At 41.7% G+C, this 17658-nt stretch carries 16 protein-coding genes and 1 riboswitch; of the genes, 4 read left to right on the top strand and 12 right to left on the bottom strand.

Features of this window, described 5'->3' with window-relative positions:
- Positions 1-6: 6 nt before the first annotated feature.
- A riboswitch (TPP riboswitch) is annotated at positions 7-115 on the bottom strand.
- Positions 116-181: 66 nt separating this feature from the next.
- Complete coding sequence (locus tag D4N35_RS12820; RefSeq protein WP_235870385.1) at positions 182-484, bottom strand: 4a-hydroxytetrahydrobiopterin dehydratase; 303 nt, start codon at positions 482-484, stop codon at positions 182-184.
- A 91-nt stretch (positions 485-575) separates the two neighbouring features.
- Between D4N35_RS12820 and D4N35_RS12815 the strand changes: the two genes are divergently transcribed.
- Positions 576-1592: an LLM class flavin-dependent oxidoreductase gene (locus tag D4N35_RS12815; protein ID WP_120074250.1), complete on the top strand. Its 1017-nt coding sequence runs from the start codon at positions 576-578 to the stop codon at positions 1590-1592.
- A gap of 327 nt (positions 1593-1919) precedes the next feature.
- Here the strand turns inward: D4N35_RS12815 and D4N35_RS12810 are convergent, their stop codons facing one another.
- The gene (locus D4N35_RS12810; RefSeq protein WP_120074298.1) at positions 1920-3473 is read right to left on the bottom strand and encodes a gamma-glutamyltransferase family protein; all 1554 of its coding nucleotides are present in this window, start codon (positions 3471-3473) and stop codon (positions 1920-1922) included.
- A 450-nt stretch (positions 3474-3923) separates the two neighbouring features.
- On the opposite strand from D4N35_RS12810, the gene chrS reads away from it, so the two are divergent.
- From chrS to chrA, 3 genes are read left to right on the top strand one after another with little or no spacing between them, the layout of a single operon-like run.
- Positions 3924-4415: a chromate efflux transcriptional regulator ChrS gene (gene chrS / locus D4N35_RS12805; RefSeq protein WP_120074248.1), complete on the top strand. Its 492-nt coding sequence runs from the start codon at positions 3924-3926 to the stop codon at positions 4413-4415.
- Positions 4416-4444: 29 nt separating this feature from the next.
- Positions 4445-5059: a chromate efflux transporter ChrB gene (gene chrB / locus D4N35_RS12800; RefSeq protein WP_208646301.1), complete on the top strand. Its 615-nt coding sequence runs from the start codon at positions 4445-4447 to the stop codon at positions 5057-5059.
- Entirely contained in the window at positions 5056-5598 is a 543-nt protein-coding gene (gene chrA, locus D4N35_RS12795; protein ID WP_120074245.1) for a chromate efflux transporter ChrA, read from the top strand. The genes chrB and chrA overlap by 4 nt, the downstream gene beginning before the upstream one ends.
- 111 nt (positions 5599-5709) lie before the next feature.
- Here the strand turns inward: chrA and D4N35_RS12790 are convergent, their stop codons facing one another.
- From D4N35_RS12790 to D4N35_RS18295, 10 genes are all read right to left on the bottom strand, one after another.
- Positions 5710-7269: an ABC transporter substrate-binding protein gene (locus D4N35_RS12790; RefSeq protein ID WP_120074243.1), complete on the bottom strand. Its 1560-nt coding sequence runs from the start codon at positions 7267-7269 to the stop codon at positions 5710-5712.
- A gap of 458 nt (positions 7270-7727) precedes the next feature.
- Positions 7728-9287, bottom strand: a complete 1560-nt coding sequence (locus tag D4N35_RS12785; RefSeq protein WP_120074241.1) for an ABC transporter substrate-binding protein — start codon at positions 9285-9287, stop codon at positions 7728-7730.
- A 45-nt stretch (positions 9288-9332) separates the two neighbouring features.
- Complete coding sequence (locus tag D4N35_RS12780) at positions 9333-10430, bottom strand: C45 family autoproteolytic acyltransferase/hydrolase (RefSeq protein WP_120074239.1); 1098 nt, start codon at positions 10428-10430, stop codon at positions 9333-9335.
- Between the two features lie 285 nt (positions 10431-10715).
- The gene (locus D4N35_RS12775; RefSeq protein ID WP_120074237.1) at positions 10716-12275 is read right to left on the bottom strand and encodes an ABC transporter substrate-binding protein; all 1560 of its coding nucleotides are present in this window, start codon (positions 12273-12275) and stop codon (positions 10716-10718) included.
- Positions 12276-12308: 33 nt separating this feature from the next.
- Positions 12309-13406, bottom strand: coding sequence for a C45 family autoproteolytic acyltransferase/hydrolase (locus D4N35_RS12770; RefSeq protein WP_120074235.1), 1098 nt, complete (start codon positions 13404-13406; stop codon positions 12309-12311).
- Positions 13407-13449: 43 nt separating this feature from the next.
- Positions 13450-14433 carry an ABC transporter ATP-binding protein gene (locus D4N35_RS12765; protein ID WP_120074233.1) on the bottom strand — a complete coding sequence of 328 codons (984 nt, stop codon included), beginning with the start codon at positions 14431-14433 and terminating at the stop codon, positions 13450-13452.
- Positions 14417-15433: an ABC transporter ATP-binding protein gene (locus D4N35_RS12760; RefSeq protein WP_120074231.1), complete on the bottom strand. Its 1017-nt coding sequence runs from the start codon at positions 15431-15433 to the stop codon at positions 14417-14419. The genes D4N35_RS12765 and D4N35_RS12760 overlap by 17 nt, the downstream gene beginning before the upstream one ends.
- A gap of 40 nt (positions 15434-15473) precedes the next feature.
- Positions 15474-16382, bottom strand: coding sequence for an ABC transporter permease (locus D4N35_RS12755; RefSeq protein WP_120074229.1), 909 nt, complete (start codon positions 16380-16382; stop codon positions 15474-15476).
- Between the two features lie 11 nt (positions 16383-16393).
- A complete protein-coding gene (locus D4N35_RS12750; protein WP_120074227.1) occupies positions 16394-17344 on the bottom strand; it encodes an ABC transporter permease in 951 nt (316 codons plus the stop codon).
- 132 nt (positions 17345-17476) lie between these two features.
- Positions 17477-17658: hypothetical protein (locus D4N35_RS18295; protein ID WP_208646300.1), on the bottom strand; the 182-nt coding region annotated here is incomplete at its 5' end.

The raw sequence follows: 17658 nt of genomic DNA, 5'->3' as shown, positions 1-17658 counted from the left end.
CTAAGACAAAATAATGTGGCACTTCCCTACGCAGGCACAAACCTGATCAGGTCATAAGGGTATCGGAGTTACACTCTTCTCTCAGTCCTTTTGAAGGATTCCCCTAGCGTTCTCAGTATAAAATTGTATATCTACAGACATGGTAACACGGAAAAGCAAATAATGGAAGTATATGAAATCTTCAAAAATTCATCTTCATTTCCAAGTAAAAACGATCGTAAGCCTCTGCCAGTTCAAAATCCAATTCCGTCAGGCCCTTTGCTCTCCAAGAGGAAATTTTCACCTTGATCAATTTGTACTCAATTGTTATGAATGGATGATGCTGAACCCTCTCTGACTCTTCTGCAATCTTTTGGACAAAGGAAATCCCTTGCAAATAATCCCTGAAACGATATTTGCGGACAATCCACTTTTCATCCGCCAGCCTCCACTCCTTCAACTCGGACAACCTTTCTTGAATAGCCTGTTCAGACAATTTTTCCAAAAAGTTCTCCTCCATTCAAAGTCACATAATTGGACGTTCGCTTATAAACATTCTATCATTCCTTTAAGAGATCTTTAAGGAGTGATCGTATTTGAATTCCCCATCCATAAAAAAATTTCACGGAATTCCATTGTCTGTTTTGGACTTGGCGCCAATCACCGAAGGTAGCAATGCCTCCGAATCATTTAAAAACAGCGCCCAGCTGGCACAGCATGTTGAAAAATGGGGGTTTAACCGTTACTGGCTTGCGGAACACCATAATATGCCCGGCATTGCCAGCTCGGCCACTTCAGTACTCATCGGCCATATAGCGGGTTCCACAAAAACTATTCGGGTCGGAGCCGGCGGCATCATGCTGCCCAATCATGCAACACTAGTTATAGCCGAGCAGTTCGGCACACTGGAATCGCTTTATCCGGGCCGCATCGATCTCGGACTGGGCCGTGCACCCGGCAGCGACCAGGCCACTGCTTTTGCTCTGCGCCGGACATTAAACAGGGGAGCTGAAGAGTTTCCTCAGCAATTGGAAGAGCTGCAAAATTATTTTAGTGAAAATCCGGTCGGCCGTGTCCATGCCTACCCGGGAAGAGGGCTAAATATTCCAATCTGGCTGCTTGGCTCCAGTGACTTTAGTGCAAGGCTGGCCGCCCTGAAGGGATTGCCTTTTTCTTTCGCAAGCCACTTTGCACCGCAATATACGCTGCCTGCACTAAGACTCTATCGCGACAATTTCCAGCCTTCGGATTTTCTGGAAAAACCGTATGCCATGGTGGGAGTGAACATCATCGCAGCCGACACGGAAGAGCGGGCCAAATGGCTTGCAACTTCACAACAGCAACAATTCTTGAGCCTGATCAGAAATATGCCATCCCAGCTAAAACCGCCAATTGATGATATTGAAAAAGCCTGGTCGCCTTTTGAGAGGGCATCAGTCGAACAAACCCTTGATACAGGCTATACATTTGTCGGAACTCCTGACCAAGTCAAGGAACAACTCGAAAAAGTAATTGAGAGCACCGAAGCGGATGAAGTCATTGTCAACTCACAAATTTTCTATCAGGAAGACCGCCTGCGTTCATATGAAATATTGGCGGAGATGATGGATTGATTTTTAGGAAAAACGAAACAGAGTCCGGCCCTGCATCAAAGCAGGGCAGGGCTCTGTTTTTTAATGGTTAAGGATTTAAAAAATTCTCTGGTTGTGAATAATTTACTTATAACATTCTGATTTGTCCAGCTCCAGCGCCTATCGACTAGCAGACTTCGCGCTTCCTCCTACGATAAGTCAACATCGGCTCCGACGCACAGGATGTGCTAGTGCAGGCGAAGCGACAGGACGTCGCTGCTTGAGCCTGCCTTCGTCGCCGTGTTTCCTTTATCTCGTCAGAAGCTCTCCAGTCTGTACGTCGATGAACAGGCGCTTGCGCTTTTCTTATTACCAAAGCGCAATCGCGCCATCTGTCCGGGATTCCGTTCCAGCCACCAGCACTCCCGTGTCCGGGTTCCTCCAAATGATCTGTCCCCGTCCAAAATTATTTGTTTCAAGGGCGATACGAATATCATGTCCCTGGAAAGCTAAGCTTTCCGCAAAATGGTGCGGGAAGCGATGCTCCACTTCCACCGTCTTCCCTTTGATCCACTGCCAGCGCGGTGCGTCAAGCGCTGCCTGTGGATGAAGGCCGAAATCGATTGAATTCATAATCACCTGAACATGCCCCTGCGGCTGCATGAACCCGCCCATGACACCGAACGGTCCGACAGCTTGGTCGCCTTTCGTCAAAAATCCCGGAATGATGGTATGGAATGTCTTCTTTCCGCCTTCAAGGGCATTCACATGGTTCGGATCCAAAGAAAAGTTCTTCCCACGGTTTTGCAGGGCGATGCCCGTGCCAGGAACTACTAAGCCTGAACCAAATCCCATATAGTTGCTCTGGATAAAGGAAACCATATTCCCTTCTTTATCGGCAGTCGCCAAATAAACAGTTCCACCGGCGGATGGCTTGCCCGGTTCAGGCATGCATGCTTCTGTCTTGATCAGCTTGCGCCTTTCCTCGGCATACGAATCACTTAATATTTCCTCTACTGTATACTTCATATGCTCCGGATCCGTAATATGCTTATACCCATCAACATAGGCCAGTTTCATCGCTTCGATTTGTTTATGATATGTATCAAGCGACTCTTTTCTCGTAAACTCGAAGCCTTTTAAAATATTCAAAGCCTGAAGCGCTACGATTCCCTGCCCATTCGGAGGGATTTCCCAAACGTCATATCCGCGGTAGTTGATGCTGATCGGGTCAACCCATTCCGCTTGATATTCCGCCAAATCCTCTTCTGTAATAAAACCGCCTGTTTCCCTTGAAAAAGCGGCTATTTTCTTTGCCAATTCTCCACGGTAAAAAGACTCTCCGTCCGATTCCGCTATCGCACGCAATGTATCGGCATGGCCCTGGGACTTCCAGACCTCCCCAACGGCAGGAGCATAGCCGTTCGGAGCAAACGTATCAAACCAGTGCTTAAATTCGTCACCCTTTAATTCATTGGAAAATTCCAGGTATGCTTTGCGCCAAAATCTGCTTAATGTCGGTGATACCGGATAGCCTTCTTCTGCATAGTTAATGGCATCCTTAAGAACCTCTTTCAATGGCAGCTTTCCGAATCTCCTGGAAAGCTCCGCCCAGGCACCCGGCGCACCCGGTACCGTAACCGGCAGCCATCCATATTTGGGCATCTCATCGTGGCCCATTTCTTTTACTTTCTCTATAGATATGTTTTTGGGTGCCCGTCCGCTTGCGTTCAGACCATGGAGCTTCCCTTTTGTCCAAACAAGTGCAAAAGCATCGCCGCCGATTCCGTTGGATGTCGGCTCACAAACTGTCAAGCAGGCTGCCGTGGCGATCGCCGCATCAATCGCATTCCCGCCTTTTTGTAAAATCTCGAGCCCCGCCTGTGCTGCAAGCGGCTGGGATGTTGCCACAACCCCGTTCATCGCGTAGGCCGAATTTCTTGTAATCGGGTATGGATGTGATAAGTGGTTGAAAGTGATCAATTGACTCTCTCCTCTATGAAAGAAATAATAATCGGTTGAATAATATGTAAATTTACTCTACCTACTGAAAGAAAGCGCATTCCATTTTATCCTACGAAATTTAAAAAATATTGTCAATAAACAAAGAGAAAATAATAAACTAATATACCCTTCAATAAATAACTAAATGTAATGTTATGCTTTCGCTTTGTTATATATGTAAGTCTAATTTATATCATTGCGTCCGAAACAATTTCATTTAGATTAATATATTAATTTTGAAATAAAAAGTCCCGTTATTTATTGATTTTGAATGATGAATAGATTATAGTTGATCATATCGAAAGTTATTTTCACAATAGCCAAACCATTTGTAATTAGACAAGATAAATCATAAAAGGAATGTGAACAATGAGAGCCAAAGATGATTCTGACGCAAATCATATGCCGGCCATGAAATTGAATGATACGGACAAAAAGATCATTGAAATACTGCTGGAAAATGCCCGGATTTCGTATACAGACCTTGCCAAGGAGATCGGGCTGTCCAGGGTAGCCGTGCAATCCCGCATCCAGTCATTGATTGAAGCCGGGGTGATTGAGCGCTTTACAGCTGTCGTCAATCCGATAAAAGTAGGTATTCAGGTATCTGCTTTTTTCAATGTGGATGTGGAACCGAAATATTTGGATGAAATTGCCGAGAAGCTTGCTTTACATCCTGCAGTGACGAGTCTTTATCATATGACAGGACCAAGCACCCTTCATATGCACGGCGTTTTTAAAAATATGAAGGAAATGGAAGAGTTTTTGCTTGAAACACTCTATTCCACAAAAGGAATCATGCGGGTGGACACCCAGATGCTGTTAAAGCGTTACAAGAGCAGAATGGGACTTAAACTTTAAAACTTTCATTCTGACAGGAGGGATTGGAAATGGACCTCAAAGGATATATGGCACTATCAGGCGCCATGCTAAGAGTCGGGATTTTCGGTTATGGAGGAGGACCTTCCGTCATTCCTCTGTTCCGTCATGAAGCCGTCATTCGCTATAAATGGATGACGGATAAAGAATTCGGTGAGCTGCTGGCTTTTGCCAATGCATTGCCCGGACCAATTGCCACAAAGCTGGCCGCACAGCTCGGTTATCAACAAAAAGGGGCGATGGGCGCAGTAGCGGCCATACTTGCTCATATTTTGCCTACAACCATTGCCATGGTTGCTTTATTGGGCGCCCTATATTCCATGAAGGAATCAGTGATCATAGCAGGAATGATTGCAGCTGTCAGGCCGGTCATTGCCGTCTTGCTCGGAATCACCGCCTATGAGTTTTGCGCAAAAACCTGGGGCGGGCTTGGAAAGGTGATTGGCGTCGGATTTGGGATCATCGCCTTTTTGCTGCTTGGTTTGTTGGATGTTCATCCTGCCATTGTCATTATTGCTTTTTTGGCTTACGGTACGGTCCATATCAAAGTGTATAATTGGGCTAAACAGAAGTGGGGAAGAAAAGAAGAAAGCATGCGCGAGAATAGCGGGGGAATGTCTTCATGATTTATTGGGATTTATTTTGGGCCTTTTTTGTCGCCAACATTTTGGGTTACGGTGGAGGCCCCGCAACCATACCGTTAACACAGCAGCAGGTAGTGGACCATTACGGCTGGATGACAAATACGGAATTCGTTGATATGCTGGCAGTCGCAAACGCCCTGCCCGGCCCGATTGCAACAAAAATCGCCGCTTTCGCGGGATACCAGGAAGCCGGCTGGCTCGGGCTCATTGTTGCTTCCATAGGCACAATAGCGCCCTCTGCTATCGCCATTATAGTGTTGCTGAAAATTTTGAATCAATTTAAACAATCGCCTGTCGTCAAAGGGATGACCATGTTGGTGCAGCCGGTCATCGCAGTCATGATGATCCAGCTCACTTGGCAATTCAGCTCCGTCTCCTTCGACTCCATCGGCATTTGGCAATCCGTTTTTATCGGCTTAATTGCACTGGTCGCCATGGTCTGGTGGAAAATCCACCCTGCGATTATGATCGTTGCTGCATTTATATACGGGGGCGTTGTGCTGCCTCATTTTATGGCTTAATGCATACAAAACCGACTGCTTCATGGGAAGCAGTCGGTTTTGTTATAGCCAAGTTGTTTTTACGGGTATGCCAGTCAATCTGATTTAATCATTCTCAGTATATGTCTTAGATTAGTCAGACTTTGTAGTGTTCCAAAAAACCGGTCCGTGGAACATCTCAAAGTTTTTAACATTGGTCCGAATCGCGGCAACACTATCTATATCCCCAAATTTAATGGCAGGCAGGTAGTTCCAAGATTCCTCTTGAAGTTTGCCAAATATCTCTTTCGCCTCTTCATCTGATGGAGCAACCATCAATTGGTCCAACAATTGATCAATTTCAGGACTATTCGACCAACCGGTATAGTTAGTCCTGGAGTCTAAAAAGTTAATTTGTGTTGGGTCAGTCGCCACTTGATAACTCATTGGCATTAAGTCATAAAATTTATCATCTTCCCTGACTTCCATCAGGGTTGCCCAATCATATATCTCTAATTTAGATTTAACTCCAATCTTTTTAAGGTTTTCCTGAATAACAACCGCTGTATGGTATTGTTCATTATAATCCTTTGTTGTTAATATTGTTAGTTCTTCTCCGTTATAACCAGCCTCTTTAAACAATTTTTTGGCAGCTTCCGGGTCATATTCGTCATACTTGTCTTTCCCCTTGTCACTGTACCAGCTTACAAACTCCTTAGCTAATAATCCATGTTCCTGGGTATAGAACTTTTCATCCGTGAATGCGGCCATCATTACTTCCTTTTTATCCACTGCCAAGTTTAACGCCTGTCTGGCTTTTTCATTGGAAAATAGCCCATTACGTTTATTAAATACAACTGTGTTAAATCCATTTGTATAGGTCATTGTTTCCAGGTTTCCGTCACTTTCCAATGCCGCAAAATTATCGTGGGGAATTTCAAGTGATACATCGTACTCTCCCGTTTGAATTCCGGCAGTTCTGGTTGATTCATCAGGAACGATATGGAAAACCAATTCATCAACCATCGGGTCCTTCTTGCCGACCAATCCATCCAGTTCATTACGCGGCGATTGGTAATCTTCATTTTTAACCATCTTAATATATTGATCCTGTTTCCATTCTTCAAGCTTGAACGGGCCTGTTCCAATATACTCTTTCACTCCGGCTTTTGGTGCATTTTCAATCACTTCTTTTGGCATAATAGCCGGAAAGTTTATATTAGTGGCTAATATATACTTCGCGATTGTAAATGGCTTATCCATTTTTAACACAACCGTATAATCATCTTCTTTTACAAATTCAGATTTGGAAAAATAGGTGTTTGCCTTTCCATTTAACTCTCTCCAGCGTTCCATAGAAGCTACGACATCATCTGCCGTCATTTCCTTCCCATTATGGAATTTAACGCCTTTTCTTAATTTAAAAGTGATGCTTTTAAGATCTTCACTAGATTCAAACGACTCCGCCAGCAATGGTGCAGCTTCGTTCCTTTCATTGAAGGCCAAGAGCGATTCGAAAATATTACGCCCAATTTCTGTCGTGGCCACCGAAACGGTAGCATGAGGATCTAAGGTAGGCGGTTGTGCCATATAAGCGACATTCAATGTACCGCCTTTTTCATTACTTTTTTGGCTTTTACCGGCTTCATCAGATGACGAAGCACAGCCAACCAACATAAAGACGATCAAAAAAGATATGAATATTTTTTTCATGGTCTTTCCTCCCTTGTGATTTTTATGATTTTCCACATATAAAACAATTACATTGTTACCGCTCTCATATTATTTATATCTTCAAGTGCTTCTTCCAGATCCCTACGCAACCCCTTCCTTCAGATAATTCTTTAATGATAGCCCTTTCATTTTCGAGTTTTATTCTTTTACAAAGCTTGTGTTACCTTTATCCTATTATCCCATTATAAAAAAAGTTCCGATAATAGATTTGCACTATTGTTGGGGCTTTTTGAACTTTATTGACATCATTTGACCCAATTTACTAATTCTATTTTTTGCGCTACCTTATTTTAAGCCTAAAAAGTGTCCCCCACTACTTTCTTAGCGGAGGACACCTTTTATAATTTAATGGCGGATCCTTTTTCCTGCATCTCTCTTCCATTTTCCACTGCTTTTAATTATTTTTCGATCTGATTTAGATCGGTCAATGGGTTAGATTAGTTAGACTTTGTCGTATTCCAAAAAGACGGACCTTGGAACCACTCAAAACCTTCAACATTGGTACGTATAGCGGTAACCCTATCATAATCACCAAATTTTATAGCAGGTAAGTAGTTCCAAGTTTCATCTTGCAGTTTGCCGAATATCTCTTTAGCCTCTTCATCAGAAGGAGCCACCATCAATTGATCCAACAATTGATCAATTTCCGGGCTATTCGACCAGCCTGTATAATTAATTCTAGAGTCTAAAAAGTTGATTTGCGTTGGGTCAGTGACTGGTATGTTACCCATTGTCAATAGATCATAAAATTTGTCATCTTCTCTGACTTCCATCAATGTAGCCCAGTCATACACTAGTAATTCAGTCTTAACTCCAATCTTTTTAAGGTTGTCCTGAATAACAACTGCAGTTTGATAGTGAGACTCATACTCCCTGGTAGTTAATATTTTCAGTTTTTCCCCGTTATAGCCAGCCTCTTTAAACAACTTTTTAGCCGCTTCCGGGTCATATGCATCATATTTTTCTTTACCCTGTTCGCTGTACCAGCTTACATATTCCTTCGTTAACAATCCGTGTTCCTGCGTATAGAACTTTTTATCGGTGTATGCAGCCATCATTACCTCTTTTTTATCCACTGCAAGGTTTAAAGCTTCTCGGGCTTTTTCATTCGAAAACAGCCCATTGCGCTTGTTAAATATAACCGAGCTGAATCCTTCCGGATGGGTAATCGCTTCTAAATTCGCATCACTTTCAATTACAGAAACATTATCGTAAGGGATATTAAGTGCCACATCGTACTCTCCCGTTTGTATCCCAGCGGTTCTCGTTGAAGCATCTGGGACCATATGGAAAACCAATTCGTCAACCATCGGATCCTTTTTACCGACCACCCCATCAGGTTCTTTTCGCGGCGATTGATAATCTTCATTTTTAACCAGCTTAATATACTGGTCCTGCTTCCATTCCTCAAGCTTGAATGGACCTGTTCCAATATACTCCTCAACTCCGGCTTTTGGTGCATTTTCAATCACTTCTTTTGGCATAATAGCAGGGAAATTGATATTAGTAGCTAAAATATACTTGGCGATTGTAAACGGCTTATCCATTTTTAAAACAACTGTATAATCATCTTCTTTTACAAATTCGGATTTTGAGAAATATGTGTTCGCCTTGCCATTTAATACTTTCCAGCGCTCCATAGAAGCTACTACATCATCTGCGGTCATTTCTTTCCCATTATGGAATTTAACGCCTTTTCTTAATTTGAAAGTGATACTTTTAAGATCTTCACTTGATTCAAATGACTCTGCCAGCAATGGGGCAGCTTCATTCCTTTCATTGAATCCAAGAAGTGTTTCGAAAATATTGCGGCCAATCTGAGCTGTAGGCACCGCAACAGTCACATGCGGGTCCAAGGTAGGCGGTTGTGCCATAAAAGCGACATTCAACGTGCCGCCTTTTTCATCACTTTTTCCACTTTTGTTTGTTTCATCGGAAGAAGAAGCACAGCCAACCAACATAAAGATTATCAAAAAAGATATGAATATTTTTTTCATGATCTTCCCTCCATTGTACTTTTATGATTTCCCACCTGTAAATAATTACATTGTTACCGCTCTAATATTATCTATTTCTTCGAATGTTCCTTCCTGACCTACACGTAATAATACTCTTCTTTCTGATAGATTCATAATAATAGAGAAAATTGTTTCTACTTTTCGATATTCTGGTGCGTTTTCATTTTCAAAATGATTAATGGAGCTTGGTTTATTCAACGTATCCGATAACCATCTCTCAAACGTTTGTTCATTAATAGGTTCTTTAGCAGCTATGCTTGCTTTAATAAGTTGATCAGCCCTTTTCTTTCGAAGGATTGAATCTTCAAACCGAACATCATTCACGTCATTTACATATTGCTTAATGACATTGGAGCAAATATGGTTTGTGTGAGTCAGCCAACCATCGTCGCCACCTACATAATCAATCCCAAAAGGAGAGACCTCCAGATTCACCGTCATTCCATTTCCATTGCCATCATCATAGCCAATTAAAAAATTTCCGGTAGCCGCAATTTGCCCATTTGAAATCTTAGAAATTGCTTCGGCTTGGGAATATGAGTTTAATACGGCTCGATATCCAAGATGCAGCGGTATTTTGTTTGTCCCTTTATCTGTAACTAAAGCATTTAAACAAAAGCCTACCCCTGCTGAGTTAAAACCAATCTTCCCTATGATCCCACCTTCGGTTACCATTGTGATACGCGGGGCATTCTGAGCTTCTATATCAAGTAATAGCAAACTGTTTTTTTGTGATGCCGTCCAATCCCAAGTTTGGCCGATGATCGTGTCTTTAATGATCGGGCTGGAAACCGCCATGGACGTACAGCCATCCGAAAAAACCTCCCCTATATTCGTTAGGGCTATTTCACTTCGGGCGTTTAACGTCAAAATATCCTCAAAATCTACTCCCGCTCCCTCTGCAATCCCTTCCATTTCTTCAATCATCTGCAAATCATATTTTTCAATCGCATTTAAATGAAGCAATGCTTGCTCCCTTGCTTCTTGCCAACTCATTTTTTTGGCTACATAAAATAGCCTTTCATACGCTTTCAGACTATTCATCACTTCTTGTTTCCCCTGGCTCCCATGCAGGAATCCTATTTCCTTTGCAGAGCCCTGGAGATGTAACTTCTTAATCATAAAATGCATTCTCCTCTGTGATTTTGTTTGAATCCTCTTCCAAACGTGATACTTGATTACAAACTAAACGTGCACCTTCAACAGATGTAAGAACAACTTTTTTTCTTCTTGGCAATATTGATCGTTTTTAAAAAAAGCGTCCCCCACTAAGCTTTCCTAGCGGAGGACGCCTTTTATAATTTAATGGCGGAACCTTTTTCCGGCATCTCGCTTCTATTTTCCTTGCACTTTTCACTTTTAATTACTTATTGATCTGATTTAGATACAATCGGTCAATGGGTTAGATTAATTAGACTTTGTCGTGTTCCATAATACCGGGCCATGGAACCACTCAAAACCTTCAATGTTTGTGCGTATAGCGGCAACTCCATCATAATCGCCAAATTTAATAGCAGGCAAGTAGCTCCAGGATTCACCTTGCAGTTTCCCGAATATCTCTTTAGCCGCTTCATCGGAAGGAGCAACCATTAATTGGTCTAATAGTTTATCAATTTCCGGGCTATTCGACCACCCCGTATACTTAGTCCTTGAATCTAAAAAGTTAATTTGCGTTGGGTCAGTGACCGGGTTGTATCCCATTGGCATAAGGTCATAAAATTTATCATCTTCTCTAACTTCCATTAACGTTGCCCAATCATAAACCTCTAGTTTAGATTTAACCCCAATCTTTTTGAGATTTTCCTGAATAACAACGCCAATTTGATATTGGTCCTCGTAATCTCTTGTAGTTAATATTGTTAGTTCTTCTCCATTATACCCAGCTTCTTTAAACAATTTTTTGGCCGCTTCCGGATCATATTCGTCATACTTGTCTTTCCCCTGTTCACTATACCAGCTTACAAACTCCTTTGATAACAATCCATGTTCCTGAGTATAAAACTTTTCATCTGTGAAAGCCGCCATCATTACTTCTTTTTTGTCCACTGCGAGATTTAACGCTTGTCGGGCTTTTTCATTAGAAAATATCCCATTTCGCTTGTTATATACCACGGTGCTAAATCCTTCCGGATGGGTAATTGCTTTTAGGTTTCCATCACTCTCTATTGCAGGAACATTATCGTAAGGAATTTGAAGCGCTGCGTCATACTCACCCGTTTGAATTCCAGCAGTCCTTGTTGATGCATCCGGAACCATGTGGAAATTTAACTCATCAACCATTGGCTCTTTTTTACCAACCAATCCATCAGGTTCACTACGCGGTGATTGATAATCTTCATTTTTTACAAGCTTAATATATTGATCCTGTTTCCATTCATCAAGCTTGAAAGGGCCTGTTCCAATATACTCTTTCACCCCGGCTTTTGGTGCATTTTCAATTACTTCTTTTGGCATAATAGCTGCGAAGTTTATATTGGTGGATAATATATACTTGGCGATTGTAAATGGCTTATCCATTTTTAAAACAACTGTATAATCATCTTCTTTTACGAATTCAGAGTTGGAAAAATAGGTGTTTGCCTTGCCATTTAATACTCTCCAGCGTTCCATAGAAGCTACTACATCGTCCGCCGTCATTTCTTTCCCATTGTGGAATTTAATGCCCTTTCTTAATTTGAAAGTGATGCTTTTAAGATCTTCACTTGATTCAAATGACTCTGCAAGCAATGGTGCAGCTTCGTTCCTTTCGTTAAAGGCCAAAAGTGTTTCAAAAATATTACGTCCAATATCAGTTGTAGCTACAGACACAGTAACGTGCGGATCCAAAGTAGGCGGTTGTGCCATATAAGCGATATTCAACGTGCCGCCTTTTTCACCGCTATTTCCGCTTTTTCCTGCATCGTCAGATGACGAACCACAGCCAACTAACAAAAAGACTATCAAAAAAGATATAAGTACTTTTTTCATGATGTTTCCCCCGTTGTATTTTTTCTCTTACAATTACAATGTTAGTTCGGTAATTGTATCTATTTCCTCAAACTCTCCTTCCTGACCTATACGCAATAATGCCCTCCTATTTGATAAATTGATAATAATGGAGAAAATTGTTTCCATTTTCCGATGTTCTGGAGCATTTTCATTTTGAAAATGATTAATAGAACTTGGTTTATTAAACGTATCTGACAGCCATCTCTCAAATGTTTTTTCATTAATCGGTTCCTTAGCGGCAACGCCTTCTTTTATGAGTTGGTCAGCTCTTTTCTTTCTAAGGATTGAGTCTTCGTACCTGAGGTCATTCAAATCTTTTAATTTGCTTTTAAGAGAACTAGAACAAATATGGTTTGTATGGGCCAGCCAGCCATCATCTCCACCTATATAATCAATACCGTAAGGAGAGACCTCGGGATTAACTGCCATACCGTTCCCATCGCCATCATCATACCCAATTAAAAAGCTGGCAGAGGCTGCCATTTGCCCGTTTGCAACTTTTGAAATTGCCTCAGCTTGGGAATATGAGTTTAGGACAGCCCTAGTCCCAAGATGAATCGGGATTTCGTTTGTCTTCTTATCGGTGATCAAAGCGTTAAAACATAGGCCGACCCCAGCTGAATTGTAACCAATTTTTCCTATGATGCCCCCTTCGGTAACCATTGTAATGCGTGGTTTGGATTTAGCTTGTATATCAAGTAATAGCAAACTGTTTTTTTGTAAGGCAGTCCAATCCCAAGTTTGACCGATGATCGTGTCATTAATAATGGGACTGGTAATAGCCATGGTCGTACAACCATCTGAAAAAATGTTCCCTTTATTAGTCAGGGCTATTTCACTTCGGGCGTTTAATGTCAAAATATCTTCAAAATCTACTCCCGCCCCCTTAGCAACCCCTTCCATTTCTTCGACCATCTGCAAGTCATATTTTTCAATTGCATTTAAGTGAAGTAAAGCGTACTCTTTGGCTTCGGACCAACTAATTTTCTTAAAACCGTAAAATAACTTTTCATACGTTTCCAGACTATTAATCACTTCTTGTTTTCCTTTGCTCCCGTGCTCAAATCCAATTTCCTTTGCGGATCCCTGAAGATGTAACTTCTTAATCATAAGGCGTGTTCCTCTCTCTTATTTTTATCTCACCCTTAAAAAACTAATTGTGCAGGTGACAAGCAACCTGATGACCATTTGCTCCTTGGGTTATCGACGGGGCCTCCGATTTACAGCGATCCATGGCATATGGACATCGAGTGTGGAAAACACAGCCTGTTGGCAGATTTGTCGGAGACGGCACATCTCCTTTAATGACAATTCTTTCTTTTTTTCTATGAGGATTGGCAATCGGGATTGCAGACAGCAAGGCCCGGGTATAAGGGTGCATTGGATTTTTAAAGAGTTCATCAGTTGGTGCCAATTCTACGATACTGCCCAAATACATCACTCCGATTCGATCGGAAATATGACGAACAACACTCAGATCATGGGCGATAAATAAATAGGCTTGTTCAAATTCCTCCTGTAATTCTTGCAACAAATTAATAACCTGGGATTGGATAGAAACATCCAAAGCAGAGACTGGTTCATCACATATAATGACTTTTGGGGTGACAGCCAGTGCCCGTGCAAGACCAATCCGTTGTCTTTGCCCCCCTGAAAACTCATGAGGATACCGGTAATATTGATCCCTGCGTAATCCGACCTTGTTTAATAGGTCCATGGCTTTTTCCATTCTTTCAGCCTTTGTACCGATACCTTGAATCTTCATGGGCTCCTCAATGCTATAGCCAATTCTTTTTTTAGGGTTCAGCGAAGAATGTGGATCTTGAAAAATCATTTGCATTTCTTTTCTAACTGGCATAAATGCCTTTTCTTTTAATTTAAAGATGTCTTTCCCCTTGTATAATGCCGTGCCGGAAGTAGGCTCTGTCAATCGTAAAATCGTTCTGCCTGTAGTACTTTTGCCACATCCCGATTCCCCGACAAGCCCTAATGTTTCTTTTTCGTATAAATCAAACGTTACATTATTGACCGCTTTCACATGGCCCGTTACTTTACCAAGCGGATTAGTGATTGGAAAATGTTTCTGTAGGTTTTTTACCTGCAGGAGAGGTTCTTGTTTCTCATATTGTTGCTGCATTGTGTTCATGACCCTCCTTTTTTAAAAGCTCATCTGCCTTCCAACATCTCACTTTTTGTCCATCGCCTATTTCTTCTAGGACCGGTGCTTTGCTAGTACAATGATCGTCGGCAAATGCACATCTTGGTGCAAAACGACAACCTGTCGGAACAGCGGTTAAAGGAGGAACCACTCCTTCAATAACATGCAATTTTTCCGTCCGGTCTCCGTCAAGCTGCGGAATTGACTTCAGTAATCCCCTTGTATATGGATGGAGAGGACGAGAAAATAATGTCCCTACCTCTCCTTCTTCAATCACTTGCCCTAAATACATAACTACCACCCGCTGACAAACTTCAGCTACAACACCAAGGTCGTGGGTGATCATAATCACTCCCATTTCCAGCTCTGATTTCAATTCATCAATCAGGTCTAAAATTTGAGCTTGAATCGTTACATCGAGAGCAGTGGTAGGCTCATCTGCAATAAGTACTTTAGGTCTGCAGGCTAAGGCCATGGCTATTAACACTCTTTGGCGCATTCCGCCGGATATTTCATGAGGATATTCATTGATCCTTTTTTCCGGTGCAGGTATGCCAGTAAGCCTCAACATTTCTTCAGCTTTTTTAAATGCCTCACCTTTACTCACTTTTTGATGGATAACAATCACTTCAGCTATTTGGTCCCCAATTGTTTGCACGGGGTTCAAAGAAGTCATAGGGTCCTGAAAAACCATGGAAATCTTATTTCCACGGATATCCCGCATGTCGGCCTTACTAAGTTGCAGTAAGTTCTTTCCTTCGAAAAGAACTTCACCTTCGTACTTTGTCGTCTTTTCATCTAGTAATCTCATAATTGATTCAGAGGTTACGCTTTTTCCACAACCAGACTCTCCTACAATTCCAATAGTTTCCCCTTTGTTTACTCCAAAAGTGACATCATCAACTGCCGTGACAGGCCCTTCTTCAGTAGCAAAGGTCGTTTTTAAATGATTAACTTCTAAAAGTGGCTGACTGGACATCTTTAACCTCCTCAAATATGATTCTATGCCTGTCCATTCATTATTTTTTTGCTTTATTCGACTGAGGATCAATCAAATCTCGTATACCGTCTCCAAGCAGGTTGGAACCTAAAACAGCCAGTAAAAGAAACATGCCAGGAAATACAGTCATCCACCAAGCTGTCTGAATGACACTTTTACCGTCATATAAAATGTTGCCCCAACTTGGTTCAGGGACCGGTATACCCGCGCCTAAGAAGCTTAACGATGCTTCTATAATCATCGAAACTGAAAATACATAAGTGATTTGTACAATCAGTGGCGTAAGAACATTCGGTGCAATATGCGACCAGATAATTTTCCATGAACTTGCCCCCTGTGCTCTTGCCGCCTCTATATAGGTCTGCTCTTTTACTACTAGTGCAGCCGAGCGAACAATCCGAGCCACACCGGGCGTTTCGACAATGACAATTGCTATGACTACATTGATTGGTTTAGGCCCCATAACAGCCATAATAGCGATAGCCAACAGAATGGAAGGAAAAGCCATTAACCCATCTGCAATTCTCATTAAAATATGGTCCAAAATTCGGTAAAAAGATGAATACATTCCGATCAGCAGTCCCAGGAAGCCTGTAATGATGGCTACTGAGAGACCAACAGCCAAGGAAACTCTGGCCCCGTAAACGACACGGCTGAATATATCTCTTCCGAAGTTATCAGTGCCAAACCAATGTGTTGCGTTTGGCGGCTTCAAACGATTTACAGCCTCCAAATCATAAGGAGTAAATTGGGTAATAAGCGGAGCTGCAAGCGCCAACAAAGTGATCAGGAAAATAATTACGCCGCCGACCACAACCATTTTATTCGCCCAAACCCGCCTTAAAAATAAAGCACGTCTTTCTTTTGCAATTTCTCGTTTTTGCCCTATTACATCCGTTCCCACAACTTTTCTGGTTTCCGCAAGCATTTCGTCACCACCTATTTTTTATTTAGTCTGACCCTCGGATCAACGACTCCATATAATAAGTCAACTATAAGGTTAATGAATACGTAGGTTCCGGCAATTAAAAGTACGGTTCCTTGAATTAAAACGTAATCTCTTCGTTGGATCGCATTGACAATTAATTGTCCTATTCCCGGTATATTAAAAACCGCCTCGGTGACTACTGCGCCAGCCACTAAGGTGCCAAAAGCCTGGCCAACAACAGTTAAGATAGGAATCAACGCATTTCTAAAAGCGTGTTTATATATGATCACTCTTTCTTTCAGACCTTTTGCATGGGCTGTTTTAATATAATTCATGCTTAATATATCCAGCATGGATGACCTGGTCATACGAGCAATCAATGCCGCTTGAATAGAACCAAGTGTGATGGCAGGCAATATAAGAAACTTCAAATGATTCCATAACCCTGCACTTAATGGCTGATATCCGGCAGCTGGAAGCCAATGCAGCTCTACTGCGAATAATAGAATCAGCAGAAGTCCCAGCAAAAAACTAGGTATGGAGATTCCAAGTAAAGCAAAAACCATGAAGAACTGATCTACTGCTGTTCCTCTTTTCGTAGCTGCAATAATCCCAAATGGGATAGCGATTACAATTGAGATGATTTGAGCCAGTATGGCCAATGATAAAGTTGGGCCCAAATGACTGGTAAATGCTGTCAAAACCGGCATGTCCAAATAAAGAGAATCCCCTAAATCGCCCACAAATATTCCACTGAACCAACTAAAAAATTGCTGATACAACGGTAAATCCAAGCCCAGTTCTGTACGCAACGCTTTTATATCTTCCGGCAGTGCATCCGGCCCTAGTATAATTGATGCCGGATCACCAGGTGTCAGGTGTATCAAGAAAAAGACCACAATGGCAACTACTAACATGACTGGTATGATAGATAGCAATCTTTGTAAAATATATAATCTCAATCTAATTCTCCTTCCTCTTATTTTATGATAGCTGTTTTGAAAAACACCAAATGATAGCCCTTTCATATTTTTAGCTTTCATGAATTCCTTCGTTATTTTTATTATAAGAAAAGTCCCAACAATAATATTGCATTATTGTTGGGACTTTTTTAACTTTGTTGACATCCTTGGACCATTGCGGATGACCTCAATAACTATTGCAGCTATCACTAATATACTAATAAGCAATCCAAAAAAGGCATAAATGACAAGAAGGCTGAAATGCTGAAAAACAGCTATTGTTATGATGTATTTTGCAAGAGAAAAATACACAA

The organism is Siminovitchia fortis (genome assembly GCF_003605365.2).
Taxonomy (GTDB): domain Bacteria; phylum Bacillota; class Bacilli; order Bacillales; family Bacillaceae_C; genus Siminovitchia; species Siminovitchia fortis.
This window is presented reverse-complemented; position numbering and strand designations above follow the sequence as displayed.

Excerpts from the sequence above, each read along its gene's own strand:
- D4N35_RS12765 (WP_120074233.1), bottom strand. The coding sequence starts at position 14,433 with ATGCAGCAACAATATGAGAAACAAGAACCTCTCCTGCAGGTAAAAAAC.
- D4N35_RS12755 (WP_120074229.1), bottom strand. The coding sequence starts at position 16,382 with ATGCTTGCGGAAACCAGAAAAGTTGTGGGAACGGATGTAATAGGGCAA.
- D4N35_RS12785 (WP_120074241.1), bottom strand. The coding sequence starts at position 9,287 with ATGAAAAAAATATTCATATCTTTTTTGATAATCTTTATGTTGGTTGGC.
- chrS (WP_120074248.1), top strand. The coding sequence starts at position 3,924 with ATGAGAGCCAAAGATGATTCTGACGCAAATCATATGCCGGCCATGAAA.
- chrB (WP_208646301.1), top strand. The coding sequence starts at position 4,445 with ATGGACCTCAAAGGATATATGGCACTATCAGGCGCCATGCTAAGAGTC.
- D4N35_RS12790 (WP_120074243.1), bottom strand. The coding sequence starts at position 7,269 with ATGAAAAAAATATTCATATCTTTTTTGATCGTCTTTATGTTGGTTGGC.
- D4N35_RS12780 (WP_120074239.1), bottom strand. The coding sequence starts at position 10,430 with ATGATTAAGAAGTTACATCTCCAGGGCTCTGCAAAGGAAATAGGATTC.
- D4N35_RS12760 (WP_120074231.1), bottom strand. The coding sequence starts at position 15,433 with ATGTCCAGTCAGCCACTTTTAGAAGTTAATCATTTAAAAACGACCTTT.
- D4N35_RS12810 (WP_120074298.1), bottom strand. The coding sequence starts at position 3,473 with ATGAACGGGGTTGTGGCAACATCCCAGCCGCTTGCAGCACAGGCGGGG.
- D4N35_RS12770 (WP_120074235.1), bottom strand. The coding sequence starts at position 13,406 with ATGATTAAGAAGTTACATCTTCAGGGATCCGCAAAGGAAATTGGATTT.
- chrA (WP_120074245.1), top strand. The coding sequence starts at position 5,056 with ATGATTTATTGGGATTTATTTTGGGCCTTTTTTGTCGCCAACATTTTG.
- D4N35_RS12775 (WP_120074237.1), bottom strand. The coding sequence starts at position 12,275 with ATGAAAAAAGTACTTATATCTTTTTTGATAGTCTTTTTGTTAGTTGGC.